The sequence below is a fragment of the Tenacibaculum profundi genome, assembly GCF_052050075.1.
GTDB lineage: Bacteria > Bacteroidota > Bacteroidia > Flavobacteriales > Flavobacteriaceae > Polaribacter.
In genome coordinates this window covers 3,193,687-3,210,463 of record NZ_CP197225.1, presented here as the reverse complement: position 1 = coordinate 3,210,463, position 16,777 = coordinate 3,193,687, and the positions used below count along the sequence as shown (strand labels likewise).

The window sequence follows — 16,777 nt, the reverse complement described above, 5'->3', positions numbered from 1 at the left end:
TTAGTTATTTTTTTGAAGTTCTTCTATTGGTATGTTAAAACGACACCAATTGTTATTATCATTCTTTCTAAAACCTGATTTAAATAATATTTCATGTGATACAATAGTCTGATATGGACTTGATGTGCTTATATCATCTCTATAAATTTCACAGACAACTTTTCCTAATTTATTATCCAAACATGCTGGCACAAAAAACACTGTTTTAATAACCAGGGTTTTTGCCAAAGAATAACGTTTTCCTTCTGAAATAATGTACCAATTGTATTTCAAATTTTCTTCAGAATTATTTTGATTGGGCAAAGAGTTACATTTTCTTATTTTTTCATTTACGTAATAACAATCAGGTATATTTTTTAAATTTTCTATATTGTTCAAGGCAAAAGAATAACCTTTTCTTAGAATTTGAAAATAACCTTTTTGAAAATAATCATTTAATGTATAAAAATTTCGATTGAGATCATCTATAGAACCGGGTATGATATCACCTTCATGACGTGATATCATTGTTGGTGTGTAAAATAGATTATTATAGCTTATTAATTGATCTTTTACAATATCAAAAGCTAATACGCTCGACATATCTTCAGGTTTCCAAAAGTATTTTGGCGCATATCTGTTTGCAGGGTAAGGAATCATGTATTCTTTAAGGTTTCCTATACTTACAGACACCTCATCTGTTGTATTCTTAGGATCGCTATTCACTTCATTTCCTGAACTATTATTTTCCTTATTACATTCCTTTTTCTCTCCTTTGTAATTGTAACAATATTGTGTTAATACCTCTCCTTCTTGATTTTTAACATATTGTAATCGATTAAATGTATCATAATCATAATAAGTAGTACGTTTTCTAGTATCTGTAGTACTTGTTATACCAATTAACGGGTCATAAGTGTAAACTGTTATTACTGCTTTTGCCAAAGAGCTTAAGCTATACAATTTATTCAATGCTTTTCTTAATTGTCCTTCATAGCCTACGTAAGAGGTTACAACTCCTTGCTTATTTTTCGTATCCAACGTTCTATCGTAATCTCTATTAGATGCATTTTTTATTTCAGTTATATACGTTTCTGGAATATCTTCCAATCTAGCCCCTTCTACCTTAGCTACAGGAAAACTGTTATTATAACCATAAATATAGCATACGGGAACTCCTTTGTTTTTTGCAATTTCAACCAAGTTTCCATTGGTATCAAATGTTTGCTTTACGCCTGTCTCTAAAGCATTATTTTCCTTAGATATCTTTACATTTCTTGGCGCTATAATTCCACTACCCCAGTTTTTGAAATTTATCCGTTGAGTGCTTAGTAAATGATCGTCTCTATAGCTTTCCGTTTGTACAGCGGTACCTAAACGTCTTTTTTGTTTTAAAAGATTTATAGCATTCAATGCTTCATTACTAAGTAATTCATGTCCAATTGAACCACTATTTATTACATCATTTGGATAGTAATTTTTAACAACCAACGTTTCTTCTTTCGCTATTTGTGTTTTACGCTTCTTTACAAAAGGATACAAAGGATCATAAACCATCTCTGTTTTACTATCTATTACTCCATCTGTATAATGCGTTTTACTTTCACTTACCGTTTTTAAGTTTCTATGGGAAAATATTTTCGGAAAAAATTTCAATTTAAAATCACGAGGGCCCGACACAGGAACAATTTGCGACTTGGACATTTCTACTGTTTGGTTCATCGCATCAAACAATTGATAGGTATAATTATGTGTTTCTTTTTTAACTATTTTACCCTCAGCATCTCTTATTGTTTTTTTGGTTAATTTTCCTAATTTCACATCATTATTATTTAAAAAAGAAAAATGAGCTCCATTTTCAAAAGAACGTTTTATTTCTTTATCAAATATCTCTCCTCCAAAATAATCCTGTAATTCGGGCTCTTCAACAGGAAACTCATTAGCCGTTGAAAACTCTTTTTCAGTGACTCCATTATTGATGCCATTTTTCACTATTACTCTTGAATAAATTATATTATTTCCATCAGCTAATTTTACTTGATTTTTAGAAGAAGAGTAAACCCGAATATCTAACTTACCCTGTTTAATACCATTTTGTACATCAAATCTGGAATTATTTGCAAAATCATGGGTCACCCTTATGTCTCCAAAAAGCGGTAAATTATTGATAACACCTGAAGAGTACCCTTTTTCATCTTCGTAAAAATACTCTTCCAATAGTTTAACATGCTTTTTTTCGTCTTCAATACGTTGTTTTTTCAAACGCAAACCAGCAGCTGAAATATTTTTAACTGTAGGTGTTGAAAAAGTATTTAATTCATACGTAAAATATTGATTTGCTCCTGTAGGTTTTTTAATTCTCACTAAAGTACCTGCTTTTGTATATTTTAGGTTGGAAGAAATATCTCTTCCTTTGGTTTTATATGAATCATCAAATATTTTAAAAGGAGAAAAACTAAATCTTTTTTTATTGTAACTAAAGTATAAAGTGGGTGGCTCCATATAAACTGAAGGGTGTTTGTCATTTTCATAAGAATCTTTAATGCCATTTGCATACCCTAAATAATCTACTGTAGTCGCCCCAAATTCAGGCAGTCTTGTTTCATCGTAAAAGAATTGATAAGGAGGTAACGTTTCTCCAAAAATATTTTCCTCTTGTACAGTTTTAAGTTTTAATCGTAAACATTCTGGTTTATTACAATTATTTGTATTTGCAACAAAATAGTCATAATTCAATGTATACTTTTTAATTAATCTTCTTGAGTTATTTTTAACAATAACATTTGTTAATGCTCTATCTCCAATTACATCTTTTCGTTTGTGTGAGTATATAAAATCAACCACCCCATTTTTAAATTTAATTTTAGTTAAACGATGTAACTGCGGATAAAACACCTCTGTTATATTAGGTAAACCTAACGGATAAAATTTTTCATTCGTTGTAATCTCATAATTTTGAGACTTACTATACATTCTTGGCGCCGTTTGATATGCTTGGTATTTAAATTCTATTTTATCGCCATTGTTATCTTTTATATAACTTAAATGATATGTTGTAATTTCTTGAGAACTTACATGAGCGTCACCATCAGATAATTCTTGTCGTGAAGCTCCTCTTGTAACATATTGATTAGCATCTAACACACTAAAACCATATTTAATTCCGTTATTGCTGGTAATCTCGATATTATTAATACATGTAATAGCTCTGGGCTTACTTCCATGAAATTTTTGAATTATAGCAGGCATATTCGTATTTTCAAAAACATCTAAAAAAGGAATTACATTACTTTTTCCTATAGAAGTAACTATTTGATTTCCCTGATAATCTATTTCAAATGGTGTTTTATCTTTTTTATGTGTAAACTTTGTGTTTAGACCAGGTGCATTGACAAGAAACAAATCTGGATATGGGTCTTGTTTTGTAACCAAACGTTTAAATAAATCTTTTGTAACAATGGTATCTTTACTATTCTTTTCATAACCAAAAAAATCTTGTATTGACTGATCCTTCCCCCCTACTAACCAACCTATTGACTTTATAGTTGAGCCACGCAAAGTTTCTTTTGCTCTATCAAAATCGTCATATTTTAATTTTCTTTCAAACTGACATAATTGCGTATCGCCACATTCATTTGTAATTGCTGGTTCATCTGGAAACTTATCTCGAAAAGCATCTGCAAAAACCATAGAAAAATCTTCAAATCCTTTTATTACCTTTGTAATTGAACCGCCTGCATCCAATGACCAATTTAAACCTACATTTGAAGCCAAAGAATTGACCTTAACTCCTGAACTAATATAATTTAACTGAATTGGAATTGTTACCCCTCCTTGATTAATTTGATATAAAGGTACATTAATACTAGCTCTACCGCTAGCGCCATTTAAAGAACTTATTTTTGATTCATGAAATGCACTTGCATCTGGTGAAGTTATTTTTTGTACCGCATTATCGTAAAAATGATCAGAAGAAAATTTTGATAATTTACTTTGCGAAAAAGCATTCTTAAAAAAGAAAATCATCCAAATAAATTGAATTATACACTTTATTTTAAACACCTTAATATTGCACTTTGATTTTTTCATATAGTTTGAATATGTTTATTTAGCAATTAATTTTCATTTATCTATTATTTTACACAAACTCTTTTTTAATAAAGGTTGTACTTTGTTTAAGCTTAAACGCTTAGTTTTTCTCTTTTAATAATTTCTGAACTAACGCTTTTAATTCATCAATCTCTTTTTTCTGAGCATTGATCTCTTTTTGTTGTTTATCAATCTTTGAATTTCCTTTTTTTAACTCTTTAATTTCTCTCTCTTGCGCAATGGTATATAATGTCAACTCCTCAATTTTTTGCAACAATTGAATTTGAAAGTCCCCAACATTAACGCCTGTTTTCTCCATTTCCTTTGCGGATGCAATATCTGGTAAATGCTTTTTTTCTTTTATATGCTTTTCGATTGATTTTAAAGTTGGTAATTTATAGTCCTCTTCAAAAACGAAATCGGCAGTTGGCGAAGTTGTTACCTTTATTTCTTTTGCCTCAAACTTACCGTTTAAAGCAGCGTTACCATTACTTTTGACCGTTAATAATCTTGATCCATTGTACTCGCCTTTAGATATAATCCATTGTTCTGAATGTAAATTACCAAAATAAAAGTTTGGAGTTCCATCTTTAAACTGAGTTTGTATTCCTTGAATAAATCCGCCAGTATCTGTATTTCTTCTAAGTTTCAATAAAGGCGAGTAATTTTGGAAAATTCCATTACCATCGACATGTAATTGTTCATGAGGTTCTACTATGCCAACACCTACTTTTCCTAAAACACTCATTTGATTTTTTAAAGTTATATAATCTCTTTTTTCAGAATTATTTATTGTAGTAGGGTCTGTAATTTTGACCTGTTCTGTATTAAAACTTGAAGTAGAAACACCTTTAATATTAATGGTTATTTTATTACCAGTACTTACCAAATGGTAAATAGGTATTACCAAGTGATTATGATCATTTAATACAGCTTCTCCTAATTTCCATTGACTGGAAACTAGGCCAAAAGAGGTGGGAACCTCGCTTGTAGCTCGATATAGTCTACCGACATTCTTACCAATTTCATATCTCTTAGTGTATTTACCAATAGTATTTTGATGATTCCATGAGCCTGTAAGAGTTACTTCCATATATCCCCAAAATTGAACGTCTCCAAAATCTATATATGCCACTTGATTTGGTGAATCATTCTGAAAGTATGACGATCTTTTTGTTATTTCGAAATGATGACTTTGAGCATTTAAATTTAAAAATATTCCCATCATAGCAATGGCAGCAATTTTCATTGTTGTTTTCATCTATTTTATTTTTGATATTTTTACCCCCTAGTAAAACCATTTTAGGGAAACAGTGTTCATAACGATTTTAACTATGGTATGGTGATTTATATTTTTATGGCAAACATCCATCTATATCCGAGCGCAAATATAAAAATATTTTTAACACACTAAATACCAATTATTTGTTTAAAACAACTAAACTGTTTTTTTGAGAGCTTTGTAATTACCCTATATATATTAACACAAACTAAGCAAACAACTCTACAAAAAATTCACCTATAAAAATTCTTAAACCATGATTTATTTTTCATCTTTTAGAAACGATAAATCAGCACAATGTTTTTTATATAGTTAACACAGAAAAACATATAAAAATAAGAGAACTTCTGTTTTTATTTAAGTGCAAAAAAATTGCTTTTTTTATTATTTATTTTGGTGTTGAAATAGTAAAAAAAGAACAATCTGTTTCGATAATTTCAAATTGCAAATGGTATTCTTAGTACTCACTAACATTTTTTCTTTTCCACAACACCCACCCCTTCACTTTTTCATTCTTTTCAACAATCCTTTTTCAAATTTCATTCAGTTACTTCATTCAGTTATTTCATATATAAAAGAAGAGATCCTTTCTAAAGGATCTCTTCTTTTATATATGAAATTCATTTCTTTTACGAATACTCGAAAGTACCGTAATTGCTTTTGATAGTTAACTTTTTGGTGTCAGATGCTTCCACTCTTCCTATAATTTGAGCTTCTACGTTAAAAGATTTAGAAATAGCCACAATATCTTCCGCTATTTCAGGCGATACGTACAACTCCATTCTATGCCCACAGTTAAAAACTTGATACATTTCTTTCCAATCTGTTTTTGATTGTTCTTGGATCAATTTAAAAAGTGGCGGAACATCAAACATATTGTCTTTAATCACATGGTTCTTTTCTGTAAAATGTAAAACTTTTGTTTGTGCTCCTCCCGAACAGTGAATCATTCCATGAATCTTATCCGATGTGTAACTTGCTAAAATCTTTTTAATAATTGGCGCATACGTTCTTGTCGGAGATAACACCAATTTTCCTGCATCAATGGGTGCATTTGCAACCGCATCTGTAAGTTTTATATTTCCTGCGTATACTAAATCCGAAGGCACCGATGCATCATAACTTTCTGGGTATTTTTCTGCTAAGTATTTATGAAAAACATCATGACGTGCAGAAGTTAAACCATTACTTCCCATACCCCCATTATATGTTTTTTCATAAGCTGCCTGTCCAAAAGAAGCCAATCCTACAATAACATCTCCTGGCTGTATATTCGCATTATCAATCACCTTTTCCCTCTTCATTCGAGCAGTAACCGTTGAATCTACAATGATTGTTCTTACCAAATCACCCACATCTGCCGTTTCACCTCCAGTTGAATGAATAGTTACTCCGAACTCCTTTAGCTCTTCTATCAACTCTTCTGTGCCATTAATAATAGCAGCAATCACCTCTCCAGGTATTAAGTTTTTATTTCTACCAATGGTAGAAGATAGCATAATGTTATCAGTGGCTCCTACACACAATAGATCATCTATATTCATTATCAATGCATCCTGAGCAATACCTTTCCATACTGAAATATCTCCAGTCTCCTTCCAATACATGTACGCCAATGAACTTTTGGTACCCGCACCATCAGCATGCATAATTAAACAGTACTCTTCATCATTGGAAAGATAATCAGGAACAATTTTACAGAATGCTTTTGGGAATAATCCTTTATCGATATTCTGAATTGCTTTATGCACATCTTCTTTTGACGCAGAAACGCCACGTTGTGCATATCTTTTCGATACTTCTTGACTCATGTGTTGTTGTTTTGTTTGCGCGAAATTAATTTAAAACATGAAACTTTCAAAGAGAATACTCTTTATTATTTAAGAGAAAAATCGCACCCACCATAAAAAAACCACTGACTTTAAATAACTTAACAAAAGACACCCCTCAATTACCCTAACCTAAACCAGCTTTACACTGAGCATCAATTAGTAATTCTACCTATTGTTTGACTTCTTCTTCTTCTTGATATTTGCACTCGTCTTAAGAGACGTCTTAAGACTTTCTTTTTCATAGCAATTTTCCCACTCATTTTTTTGAGTGGGTTTCATTTTTTTAACTAAGTGTTTACCCTTGCTAAAACCTAGCAAAAACACCTAGTTACTTTTACCTGTTTTTACTAGTTTCTTTTGTGTATTTTTTGATTTAAATTTAAGTAATATTTGTTACGGGAATCTCAAATATTTATACATTCCAAAAATGTATATAACACGCTATTTTAAAATAGAAATAAACTCCTTCATCGGAGTTTTTTTTAACTCAACTAATCAATTATTCTTGTCTTATTTTTTTAAATAATTTAACCGTTTAAAAAAAGCAACTACTTGTCGTTTTTAAGAAACTCTTTAATAAAAACTGAAACAAATTGACGAAAATCAAAACAACGCTTCCATTCATGCAACCTACATTTGAAATAATAAAAGCAAATGGATTACATTTGGCTGGTTTTCACTCAAACTTATCAAGAATTAAAACTTGATAAGTTTTTTTTATGTTTTTTACCTTGTAAACTACGTAAACATAAAAACTTGCCCTAAATTAACTAGCGCATAAATAAAAGCTCACGGTATTTGGTTAAAGGCCATAGATTATCATCAACCAACAACTCTAATTTATCAGCATGGTATCTTATTATCTCAAAGTAAGGTTTTACCTTCTGCGTATAGGTATCTGCACTTTTTTGACCTTTTAACTTATTTGCTTTTTTTCTTTCTTCTGTCATCAATTCAATGGTAGAATTAATTTCAGCAATGTGATTGGATATTTTTTTTATTAATGTAATTTGCTCTTTAGCAAACGACTCGTACTCGTTTTCAAAAATTTCCTTTAGCCCTCTAACATTTTTAATTAGCGTATTTTGGTACTGAATTGCTGTTGGAATTACATGATTACGAGCTACATCTGCTAACACACGACTCTCAATTTGAATTCGTTTTACATACTCTTCCAACTCAATTTCGTGTCTTGCCTGTACTTCTACCTTATTCATAACTTTCATTTCTTCAAACAATGAAATCGCTTTTTTAGAAACCTGAGCCTTTAAAGCATCTGGAGTTGTTTTATTATTGCTTAACCCCCGCTTGTTGGCTTCCTTCTCCCATGCTTCCCCATAACCATCTCCTTCAAATCTAATTTTTTTAGAAGCCTTGATATACTCTCTTAAAACATTAAATATTGCCTCGTCCTTTTTTAACTTCTTACCATCAACCAATTCATCAACCTCATTTTTAAAGTCTTTAAGTTGTTTCGCAATTATAGTATTTAACACGGTCATAGGCCCCGCACAATTAGATCGTGATCCAACCGCTCTCAATTCAAATTTATTTCCCGTAAAAGCAAAAGCAGAAGTTCTATTTCTGTCCGTATTATCTAGTAGAATTTCAGGAATTTTACCAACGATATTAAGCTTTAGGTCCGTTTTTTCCTGAGGAGACAACTTTCCTTTCGTTACATTTTCCAGCTCATCTAATACACTGGATAATTGAGACCCAATAAATACGGATACAATTGCTGGAGGCGCTTCATTTGCACCAAGCCTATGATCATTACTTGCACTGGCCACAGAAGCTCTTATTAATTCCTCGTATTCGCAAACCGCTTTAATTGTATTTACAAAAAAGGTTAAAAATTGTAAATTTTTCATAGGGGTTTTTCCTGGACTTAATAAATTAACTCCTGTATTGGTTGACAAACTCCAATTATTATGCTTCCCTGAGCCATTTATTCCTGCAAACGGCTTCTCATGAAACAACACTTTAAAATTATGGCGTTGTGAAACCTTTTCCATTACATCCATTAATAACGAATTATGGTCTACCGCTAAATTTGCTTCTTCATGAATAGGAGCCAATTCAAACTGATTCGGAGCTACTTCATTATGACGTGTTTTTACCGGTATTCCAAGTAACATACACTCTTGCTCTAAGTCACGCATAAAGTTCATGATCCTTGAAGGAATGGTTCCAAAATAATGATCATCTAACTGTTGTCCCTTCGCAGAAGCATGCCCCAAAAGCGTTCTACCAGTCATCATAATATCAGGTCTTGTAGCCGCCAACGCTTTATCAATCAAAAAATACTCTTGCTCCCATCCCAGGGTGGCATTTACCTTGGTAACATTCTTATCAAAGTACTTACAAACAGCCGTTGCCGCCTCATCAACTGCCTGAAGAGCCCTTAGCAAAGGCGCTTTATTATCTAATGCTTCACCTGTATACGCTACAAAAACAGTAGGTATGCATAATGTGGTACCGTATATAAATGCAGGAGAGGTAGGATCCCAGGCCGTATACCCTCTCGCTTCAAAAGTATTTCGTATTCCTCCATGAGGAAATGAAGAAGCATCGGGCTCTTGTTGCACCAATTGACTTCCATCAAAACGCTCCATTGCTCCTCCCCCTTCAATAGTTTCAAAAAACGCGTCGTGCTTTTCGGCTGTAGCCCCTGTTAAAGGCTGAAACCAATGTGTATAGTGGGTTGCTCCTTTTGCAAGCGCCCATTCTTTCATACTAACGGCAATTTGATCTGCTATCTTTCTATCGATTTTAATACCATATTCAATAGCATCCATTACACTTTGATAAGCTTCTTTTGTCATGTGTTGACGCATGGCCCTTTCATTAAAAACATTCTCACCAAACAACTCTGATCTTCTCTTTTTATCTTCAACCGGGATAACTTTTCTATTTAAAACCTCTTTCAGAGCACTAAAACGACTTACCGACATAACAAAATCTTAATATTAAGACATCAAAAATAACAAATATTAAATTACACCCCCAAAAAAACAAGGGTCAATTAAAAAATTTACTTATTTTTAAAAATCAACCCCTAAAAATTTGGGGGTATTACAAAAAATACTGATTTTTGCACTTAACAACACAACAACAATATTTTATAGTACAAAAAGTAAAATCAATGAGTAGATCAAAATTAGAGTACATTTGGCTAGACGGTTACTATCCAACTCAAAACATGAGAAGTAAAACTAAAGTTGTCGCAGATTTTAGTGGGAAATTAGAAGACTGCCCTGTTTGGTCTTTTGACGGCTCTTCAACAAAACAAGCAGAAGGTGGTGACTCAGACTGTTTATTGAAGCCAGTTGCTATTTATCCTGACCCAGCTCGTGAAAATGGTTTTTTGGTAATGACCGAAGTTTTGAAGGCTGACGGAACTCCGCATCCAACAAATGCCCGTGCAAAGATTGATGACAATGATAACGATTTCTGGTTCGGTTTTGAACAAGAGTACTTTATCATGGATACTCACACACAACTTCCGCTAGGTTTCCCTATTGGTGGTTATCCTGGTCCGCAAGGAATGTATTATTGCTCTGTGGGTGGTAAAAACACACACGGAAGAGATTTTGTAGAAGAACATGCTAACTTGTGTATTGCTGCAGGATTAAACTTCGAGGGAATTAATCAAGAAGTTGCTTCTGGTCAGTGGGAATTTCAATTGTTTGCTAAAGGTGCCAAAAAAGCAGGTGATGAAATATGGGTAGCTCGTTATTTACTTGATCGATTAACTGAAAAGTACGGATATTATATTGAGTACCATCCAAAACCAGTTAAAGGAGACTGGAACGGTTCTGGTATGCATGCAAACTTCTCTAACACTTTACTAAGAACCTGCGGTAGCCAAGAAGTGTATGAAAAGGTTTGCGAAGCTTTTCGTCCGGTAACAAAAGAACATATTGCTGTTTATGGTGAATATAACGATCAACGTTTAACAGGACTTCACGAAACAGCCTCTATTAATGATTTTAGCTACGGTATTTCTGACCGTGGAGCTTCTATCCGTATTCCAATTATTACTGTTGAAAAAGGTTGGAAAGGTTGGTTAGAAGACCGAAGACCTGCATCTAATGCAGACCCTTATAAAGTAGCTGGAAGAATTGTTGACACTGTGAAAAGTGCTAACATTGAAGTTAAAGCATAACACTATTTATACAAACAAAAAAACCGCTGAAATCAGCGGTTTTTTTATAACTATATTTTAACGATACTTTTTGACTCCTAAACAATGGTTAAATAAATAAAAGTAGCGTAGGCTCCTAACAACAACAAACCATCCCTCCAACTAAGTTTTTTACTTTTAGGAATAAAAACTAGTGGAAGTATGACGAATGAGATAGCTAACATCCAAAAAATATCGTGGTTGATTAAACTAACTGCTTCTTTTTTCACATAAACAGGTGTAATAATAGAAGTAATTCCCAATACTGCTAAAATGTTAAATACGTTAGAACCGATCAAATTACCTAACGATATCGCTTTTTCTTTTTTAAGCACAGCAACAATAGAAGCAGCCAACTCCGGAATACTTGTTCCCACAGAAACTATGGTTACGCCAATGACAGCATCACTTACTGCCAAACTTTTTGCTAAAGTAACGGATCCATTGATGAGAAGTTCTGAGCCTCCCCATAAGCCGAATCCACCAATAATTAAAAAGAAAATAATCTTGGGCACTGGTAACGCCTCATCATCCTCAGGCATTTCGTCTACTACTGCTTGTTTCTGAAAACGTAATAAATAAATAAGAAAAAGTAGTAATGTTATAAATAAAATTACACCTTCGTAGGTTTGAATTGTATGATCGTAAGCTATAAAAAAATACAGCATTGCTGAAGCAATCATCATTATAGGCCAATCTGTTGTATAAAAACTCTTTTCCACTTGAATGGGCGATAGAATAACTGTTATCGCCAATACCAATGCCAAATTTGCTATATTAGAACCAATTACATTTCCAACAGCCAATCCGGTAGCTCCTTCTAAGGCTGACTTAATACTTACTATTAATTCAGGTGCTGAAGTAGCAAAAGAAACAACAGTCATTCCAATTACAATTTTCGGTATGTTCAATTTTAATGAAAGACCTACGGCAGCTTTTAAAAGCCAATTTCCTCCAAAAACTAACAGCGTTAAACCTATGACAATATATACAATGCTCATTGAATATTTTTTTGCGAAGATAGGGTTTTTGAAACGTATAAGATTTTCTTAATTGTGTAAAATCCTACTCCAATTAGCTAACTATTTTTAGTACTTACTTAGCTAAAAAATACCATAGGATGGAATTTCGAAAAATAATGTTTTTCTTATTTGGTTAAACAATTAAAAAAAGTACTGATCAAATAACACAATCCATCTCAAAAAACACATAATAAACTTAATAAAGCGGTCATCATCAATTTAACTGCACTTATGGATGTCATTTAAAAAATACTTTCAATTTCATTTGTACAGACTGTCGGCTTTACCTTATCTTTACAAGAATTAACACAATGATTAAGAACAACTTACTTTAAAACCAACCAATCCTATGATTCACATTACCTTAAGATTAATTATAGCTATTATCAATTTAATAAGCTATCTTTTTTAGAATTAAAAATCGATTTGTAGTCTAGCTTGTCTTTTTATAAAGAGTCCATATTTAAATGATTTGTTTAACAGTATTTTTTGTTAGAGAACATATTATTGAAAATATCAAAATAAATATAATACTCTGCAAAAACAGTATGTTTTAAACGATTCTTTTGGGTACCTTTATCTAGAAATACATCCATATAACAAAACATAAAACACTGTTTTTAAAACAGTAACAACTCTGAAGAATATTTTATTCATTTTAGAAAAGCTTCAATTTAGGAAGGGCTGTTAATCTATACATAAGAGATGATAAACCCGCCTATTCTAAAGTTATTTTGACTATTTTTGAACTATATCAAATTCACCAAATGAAAACAACCACATTTAAATTACTAGCCAAATTAAATAAAATTCTACTGCCTTCCTTTACAAAAAAACAGTTGGACATTTCTTCAGCTTCAAAACTTCAACTAGCTATTATTGGATGGAGGGCTTTTGTCACTATAAATTCATTAAAATAAAATCATTATTATGGAAGAATATATTAGAGTATACACTGGTTCGGGCATTTTAGTAAATCGCCTAGCCACACTTTTAGAAAAAAACAAAAGTAGGTTCATTGTTAAAGATGAAAAAGAATCGGCAAGGCTTGCTGGTTTTGGTACTACTGGTGATTCTGTTGAGTTGCACATATTAAATACTGATTTAGAGAATGCTAAAAAAATTATTGAAAATTTTAAAAAAGAAATTGAAAATTAGTCTTCAATAATTGAAATATATTTATATATTTGCACCCGCAAAATGGCCTCGTAGCATAACTGAATAGTGCACTTGATTACGGCTCAAGAGGTTGCAGGTTTGAATCCTGCCGAGGTCACAAAAGCTTCTCAATAAATTTATTGAGAAGCTTTTATTATTTTATAAAATAGGTATGTGAGAAATATTGACATTCCCTTCAATCCAGCGCTTTACTGCTAATTTTTCATTTAGTTTTTTTATTAAATAGCGAATATATCTAAACAAGCTAATTCCGACTACCTCTACATTTTAATTATCATCATTTTTATGTGCATTTTTCAGAGTATTAACCTAAAAAAACAGAAAGAAAAAACTCATATTTAGAATCTATTCAGCAAAGGGATTTGCTAAATAAAAAACTAAGGCAACAAATTTTAAATTATTTTAATTAACCTGAATCTAAAAAACTAAATTCCGACACCTTTTATTTTAAATGCGTTTGTTAACGCATACACTATTTAAAATGATATTAAGACAGTAAAGTAATTACTTATAATAAATTAAACCTCTTGTTATAACCATTAATCGTTATTATGCTACTTATTTAAAGCAATACCTCTCTCTTTTTCAATCAATAACCTTATAAATGATATAATTTTATAGTAATTTTTACCTTAAAAGCTAAAAAAAAGCTCCTTTAGGAAATTAGTTGCATTTTGTTAGCAAAAAATACAGTAACTTTACAAAACTCAAGAGACGTCTTGAGTTCTTTTTCATAGCAATTTTCCCGCTCAGTTTTTTGAGCGGGTTTTTTTTATTAAAAATAGCAGGTTATTTTAAGACTTTTTATCTAGTTTCTCAAGTCTAAGATTTCAACTTTTGTATTGTTTTATTTTACCATAGAAACACCAGGAGACTCTTTATTTAAAATGATCAATTACTTTAATTACGGTACTCCTATTCAGTACGATTTTTAAAAAAACAGATTTTATTCCTCCTTACTTGATGGCAATCTACTCTTTATAAACTTAAATTGTCCATTGTGATTTGATTCATGTTCGCAAACGTGAAACCATTTACAATAATTATTCGTTGGTCCCCAAAACCAATCTTCATCAACTTTCATTAACCAATTATCATCGCGTTTTGCAAATTCTTGAAGTGTATTTTTTCTTGTATTCTCTAATTTTTCGAGATAAAAATCCAAACTATTCCCTTTTATTTTTTGTCGAGCTTTATCTCCTAGGCCAGATGCAATTTCCCATTCTTTCTTATCTTTCAAACTCCAATCCCCCCATTTTTTCCCCTCGAATGTGTGAATTTGGTAAAACCTTTCTGTTGCTGCTAAATGCCAAAGCATTGCTCCAATAGAATTTGCTTTATCATCTATTAAGAAATCTAAATCTTCAACAGACATTCCCTTTACAGGCATTAAAATTGTATTTCGCATCCAGTTCATCATAGAAACTAATGTCCCTATTTGTGAACTATACCCTTCTTTGGGCCCTATCACATTAATTTTCTCTGAATCTGATTTGTGATTTCCAAAAGTAGGTGTTGGAAAAGCAATTGTACTTCCTGCTCCCACAGCAAATAATGTACTTTTCTTTATAAAATTTCTTCGACTGGTTGTTGTATTATTTTTCATAATAATTAAATTTCAAAATTTTAGCTAATCATTTTTGCTTTATTAGCTATGGTATGATTTTCTCGCTCCTTTTATGCTTTCCATTTTTATGTACTATTTTACATTCTCTACTAACAATCAGGAAAAAAATTCATATATCTATCTAAACTACAATGTTTAAGCTTAATATCATTTAGTAAGGCATCTAACTTTTACATAGCTTTCTTCTTAACAAATGTAGCCAAATAACAAGAATCTAATTATAGGAAATACTTTATAAACGCAATTCAATTTTGTTACTAACATTGAATACTTGTAAACAAACACATACCAATGCGTCAAGTAATCAATTCAGATTGTATTTCAACTGTTTCTGAGTGTAATTTTATTCATTTTTTTTAAGCACTTTTTCACTCATATTTTTTGTATTTCAGAAAACACTTTTACAAGGATACTATGGTGCAAAAAACAGGAAGCTTTATAGGGCTTCCTGCTTATTTTTTTTAATTGTATTTTTAAATTACAAAACGTTTTCTAATTGTATTCTTTCAAAAGAGTGGTACGCATTACGTTCCGACCATGAGTGTGATCTAAGTTTTGACGCTATTATTGCCTACTTTTCTCCATGTGCTGAAATAGGTAATTGAAAAGTTCGTCCTGATCATTTTCTAGGTCTTCTATGATACTCAGGTGATCTTTATTATGAGCCACGTGTAAATGACAGATCTGTTCTTCTTGCAATAGTTTTTGTTGATATTCTTTTGTTTGCCTAAAAAACTCGGCAGTATCAAATTCTGGCAAGACTAAATGAATTGGACACAATGAGTTTATATTCCTCTCTCGTAATTGGGGACTCATTTTCTCAGCCGATTGAATAGACATTTTAATTACATCATTGACGTAACTGTTAAGCAAAAAACGAAGATCAAACACTCCTGCTAAAGAAAAAACAGCTTTTATTTTATTCTGTGCCTCTTTGGGTACATTGTAGGTACTCCAATCAGTTTGGTGCAGCATCGATACTAAATGCCCTCCTGCTGAGTGCCCTATAAGGTATACTGCTGGCGAATTCTTATCACAGGCCTCTTGCAGTATGGCTGCTACTGCAGCTTCCATTTGAGCAACGATAGACTCTATGGGCCCATCATTTTCCCAATCTTGTGCCAAACGATACCCTGGCATATATACCGCCATTCCTTTTTTATTGAAAGGTGCTGCTAAAAAGGAAAATTGTTCCTTTGAAAACCATTGCCACCATCCGCCATGGATGTAGATAACAATTGGGGCGTTTTCAGGAAGATTATTTGGACGAAAAACATCCATCTGACCAGCATATTCACCTTTCCCGAAAGGCACTGTTTGAAGCTGATTACCCATGGCTTCCCTATATTGATTACTGCTATTTGTTGTACTATCAATATGCGTAGGAAGTAATTCCTCCTTTGGTAAACGTTTTGTCCAAAGTGTTGGGCTGTACTGATAGTCTGTTTCCTCTCTTGAAAAAAAGTTCCAAAGTTCTTTCATGCTATTTATTTTTTAAATTTTAGCTAAAGAAACGCTATTTCTATGTTGGTAATTGTAACTTTTGTTACAGACTTATCTTTTTTATGATTTTATTATGAT

At 32.0% G+C, this 16,777-nt stretch carries 10 protein-coding genes and 1 tRNA gene; 4 read left to right on the top strand and 7 right to left on the bottom strand.

Annotated elements, in window-relative coordinates:
- From ACSIGE_RS12990 to ACSIGE_RS12975, 4 genes are all read right to left on the bottom strand, one after another.
- A complete protein-coding gene (locus tag ACSIGE_RS12990) occupies positions 1–4,068 on the bottom strand; it encodes a hypothetical protein (protein ID WP_440880302.1) in 4,068 nt (1,355 codons plus the stop codon).
- A gap of 100 nt (positions 4,069–4,168) precedes the next feature.
- Positions 4,169–5,329 (bottom strand): hypothetical protein, encoded by a 1,161-nt coding sequence (locus ACSIGE_RS12985; RefSeq protein ID WP_440880301.1) that lies wholly within the window; start codon positions 5,327–5,329, stop codon positions 4,169–4,171.
- Between the two features lie 650 nt (positions 5,330–5,979).
- Entirely contained in the window at positions 5,980–7,161 is a 1,182-nt protein-coding gene (locus ACSIGE_RS12980) for an AIR synthase related protein (RefSeq protein WP_440880300.1), read from the bottom strand.
- A 791-nt stretch (positions 7,162–7,952) separates the two neighbouring features.
- Positions 7,953–10,136 carry a glutamine synthetase III family protein gene (locus tag ACSIGE_RS12975; RefSeq protein WP_440880299.1) on the bottom strand — a complete coding sequence of 728 codons (2,184 nt, stop codon included), beginning with the start codon at positions 10,134–10,136 and terminating at the stop codon, positions 7,953–7,955.
- 191 nt (positions 10,137–10,327) lie between these two features.
- On the opposite strand from ACSIGE_RS12975, the gene ACSIGE_RS12970 reads away from it, so the two are divergent.
- A complete protein-coding gene (locus tag ACSIGE_RS12970; protein WP_440880298.1) occupies positions 10,328–11,350 on the top strand; it encodes a glutamine synthetase beta-grasp domain-containing protein in 1,023 nt (340 codons plus the stop codon).
- A gap of 77 nt (positions 11,351–11,427) precedes the next feature.
- On the opposite strand, the gene ACSIGE_RS12965 is transcribed toward ACSIGE_RS12970, so the two are convergent.
- On the bottom strand, positions 11,428–12,369 hold the full coding sequence (locus ACSIGE_RS12965; RefSeq protein WP_440880297.1) for a calcium/sodium antiporter: 942 nt from the start codon (positions 12,367–12,369) through the stop codon (positions 11,428–11,430).
- Between the two features lie 788 nt (positions 12,370–13,157).
- Here ACSIGE_RS12965 and ACSIGE_RS12960 point away from each other — a divergent pair.
- The 3 genes from ACSIGE_RS12960 (at position 13,158) to ACSIGE_RS12950 (ending at position 13,666) form a co-directional block, all read left to right on the top strand.
- Complete coding sequence (locus ACSIGE_RS12960; RefSeq protein WP_440880296.1) at positions 13,158–13,310, top strand: SsrA-binding protein; 153 nt, start codon at positions 13,158–13,160, stop codon at positions 13,308–13,310.
- Positions 13,311–13,320: 10 nt separating this feature from the next.
- A complete protein-coding gene (locus ACSIGE_RS12955) occupies positions 13,321–13,548 on the top strand; it encodes a putative signal transducing protein (protein ID WP_440880295.1) in 228 nt (75 codons plus the stop codon).
- Positions 13,549–13,592: 44 nt separating this feature from the next.
- Positions 13,593–13,666, top strand: a tRNA-Arg gene (locus ACSIGE_RS12950).
- A gap of 849 nt (positions 13,667–14,515) precedes the next feature.
- Here the strand turns inward: ACSIGE_RS12950 and ACSIGE_RS12945 are convergent.
- Both ACSIGE_RS12945 and ACSIGE_RS12940 read right to left on the bottom strand, forming a co-directional pair.
- Complete coding sequence (locus tag ACSIGE_RS12945) at positions 14,516–15,175, bottom strand: DinB family protein (RefSeq protein WP_440880294.1); 660 nt, start codon at positions 15,173–15,175, stop codon at positions 14,516–14,518.
- Between the two features lie 585 nt (positions 15,176–15,760).
- Positions 15,761–16,678, bottom strand: coding sequence for an alpha/beta hydrolase (locus ACSIGE_RS12940; RefSeq protein WP_440880293.1), 918 nt, complete (start codon positions 16,676–16,678; stop codon positions 15,761–15,763).
- Positions 16,679–16,777 lie beyond the last annotated feature (99 nt).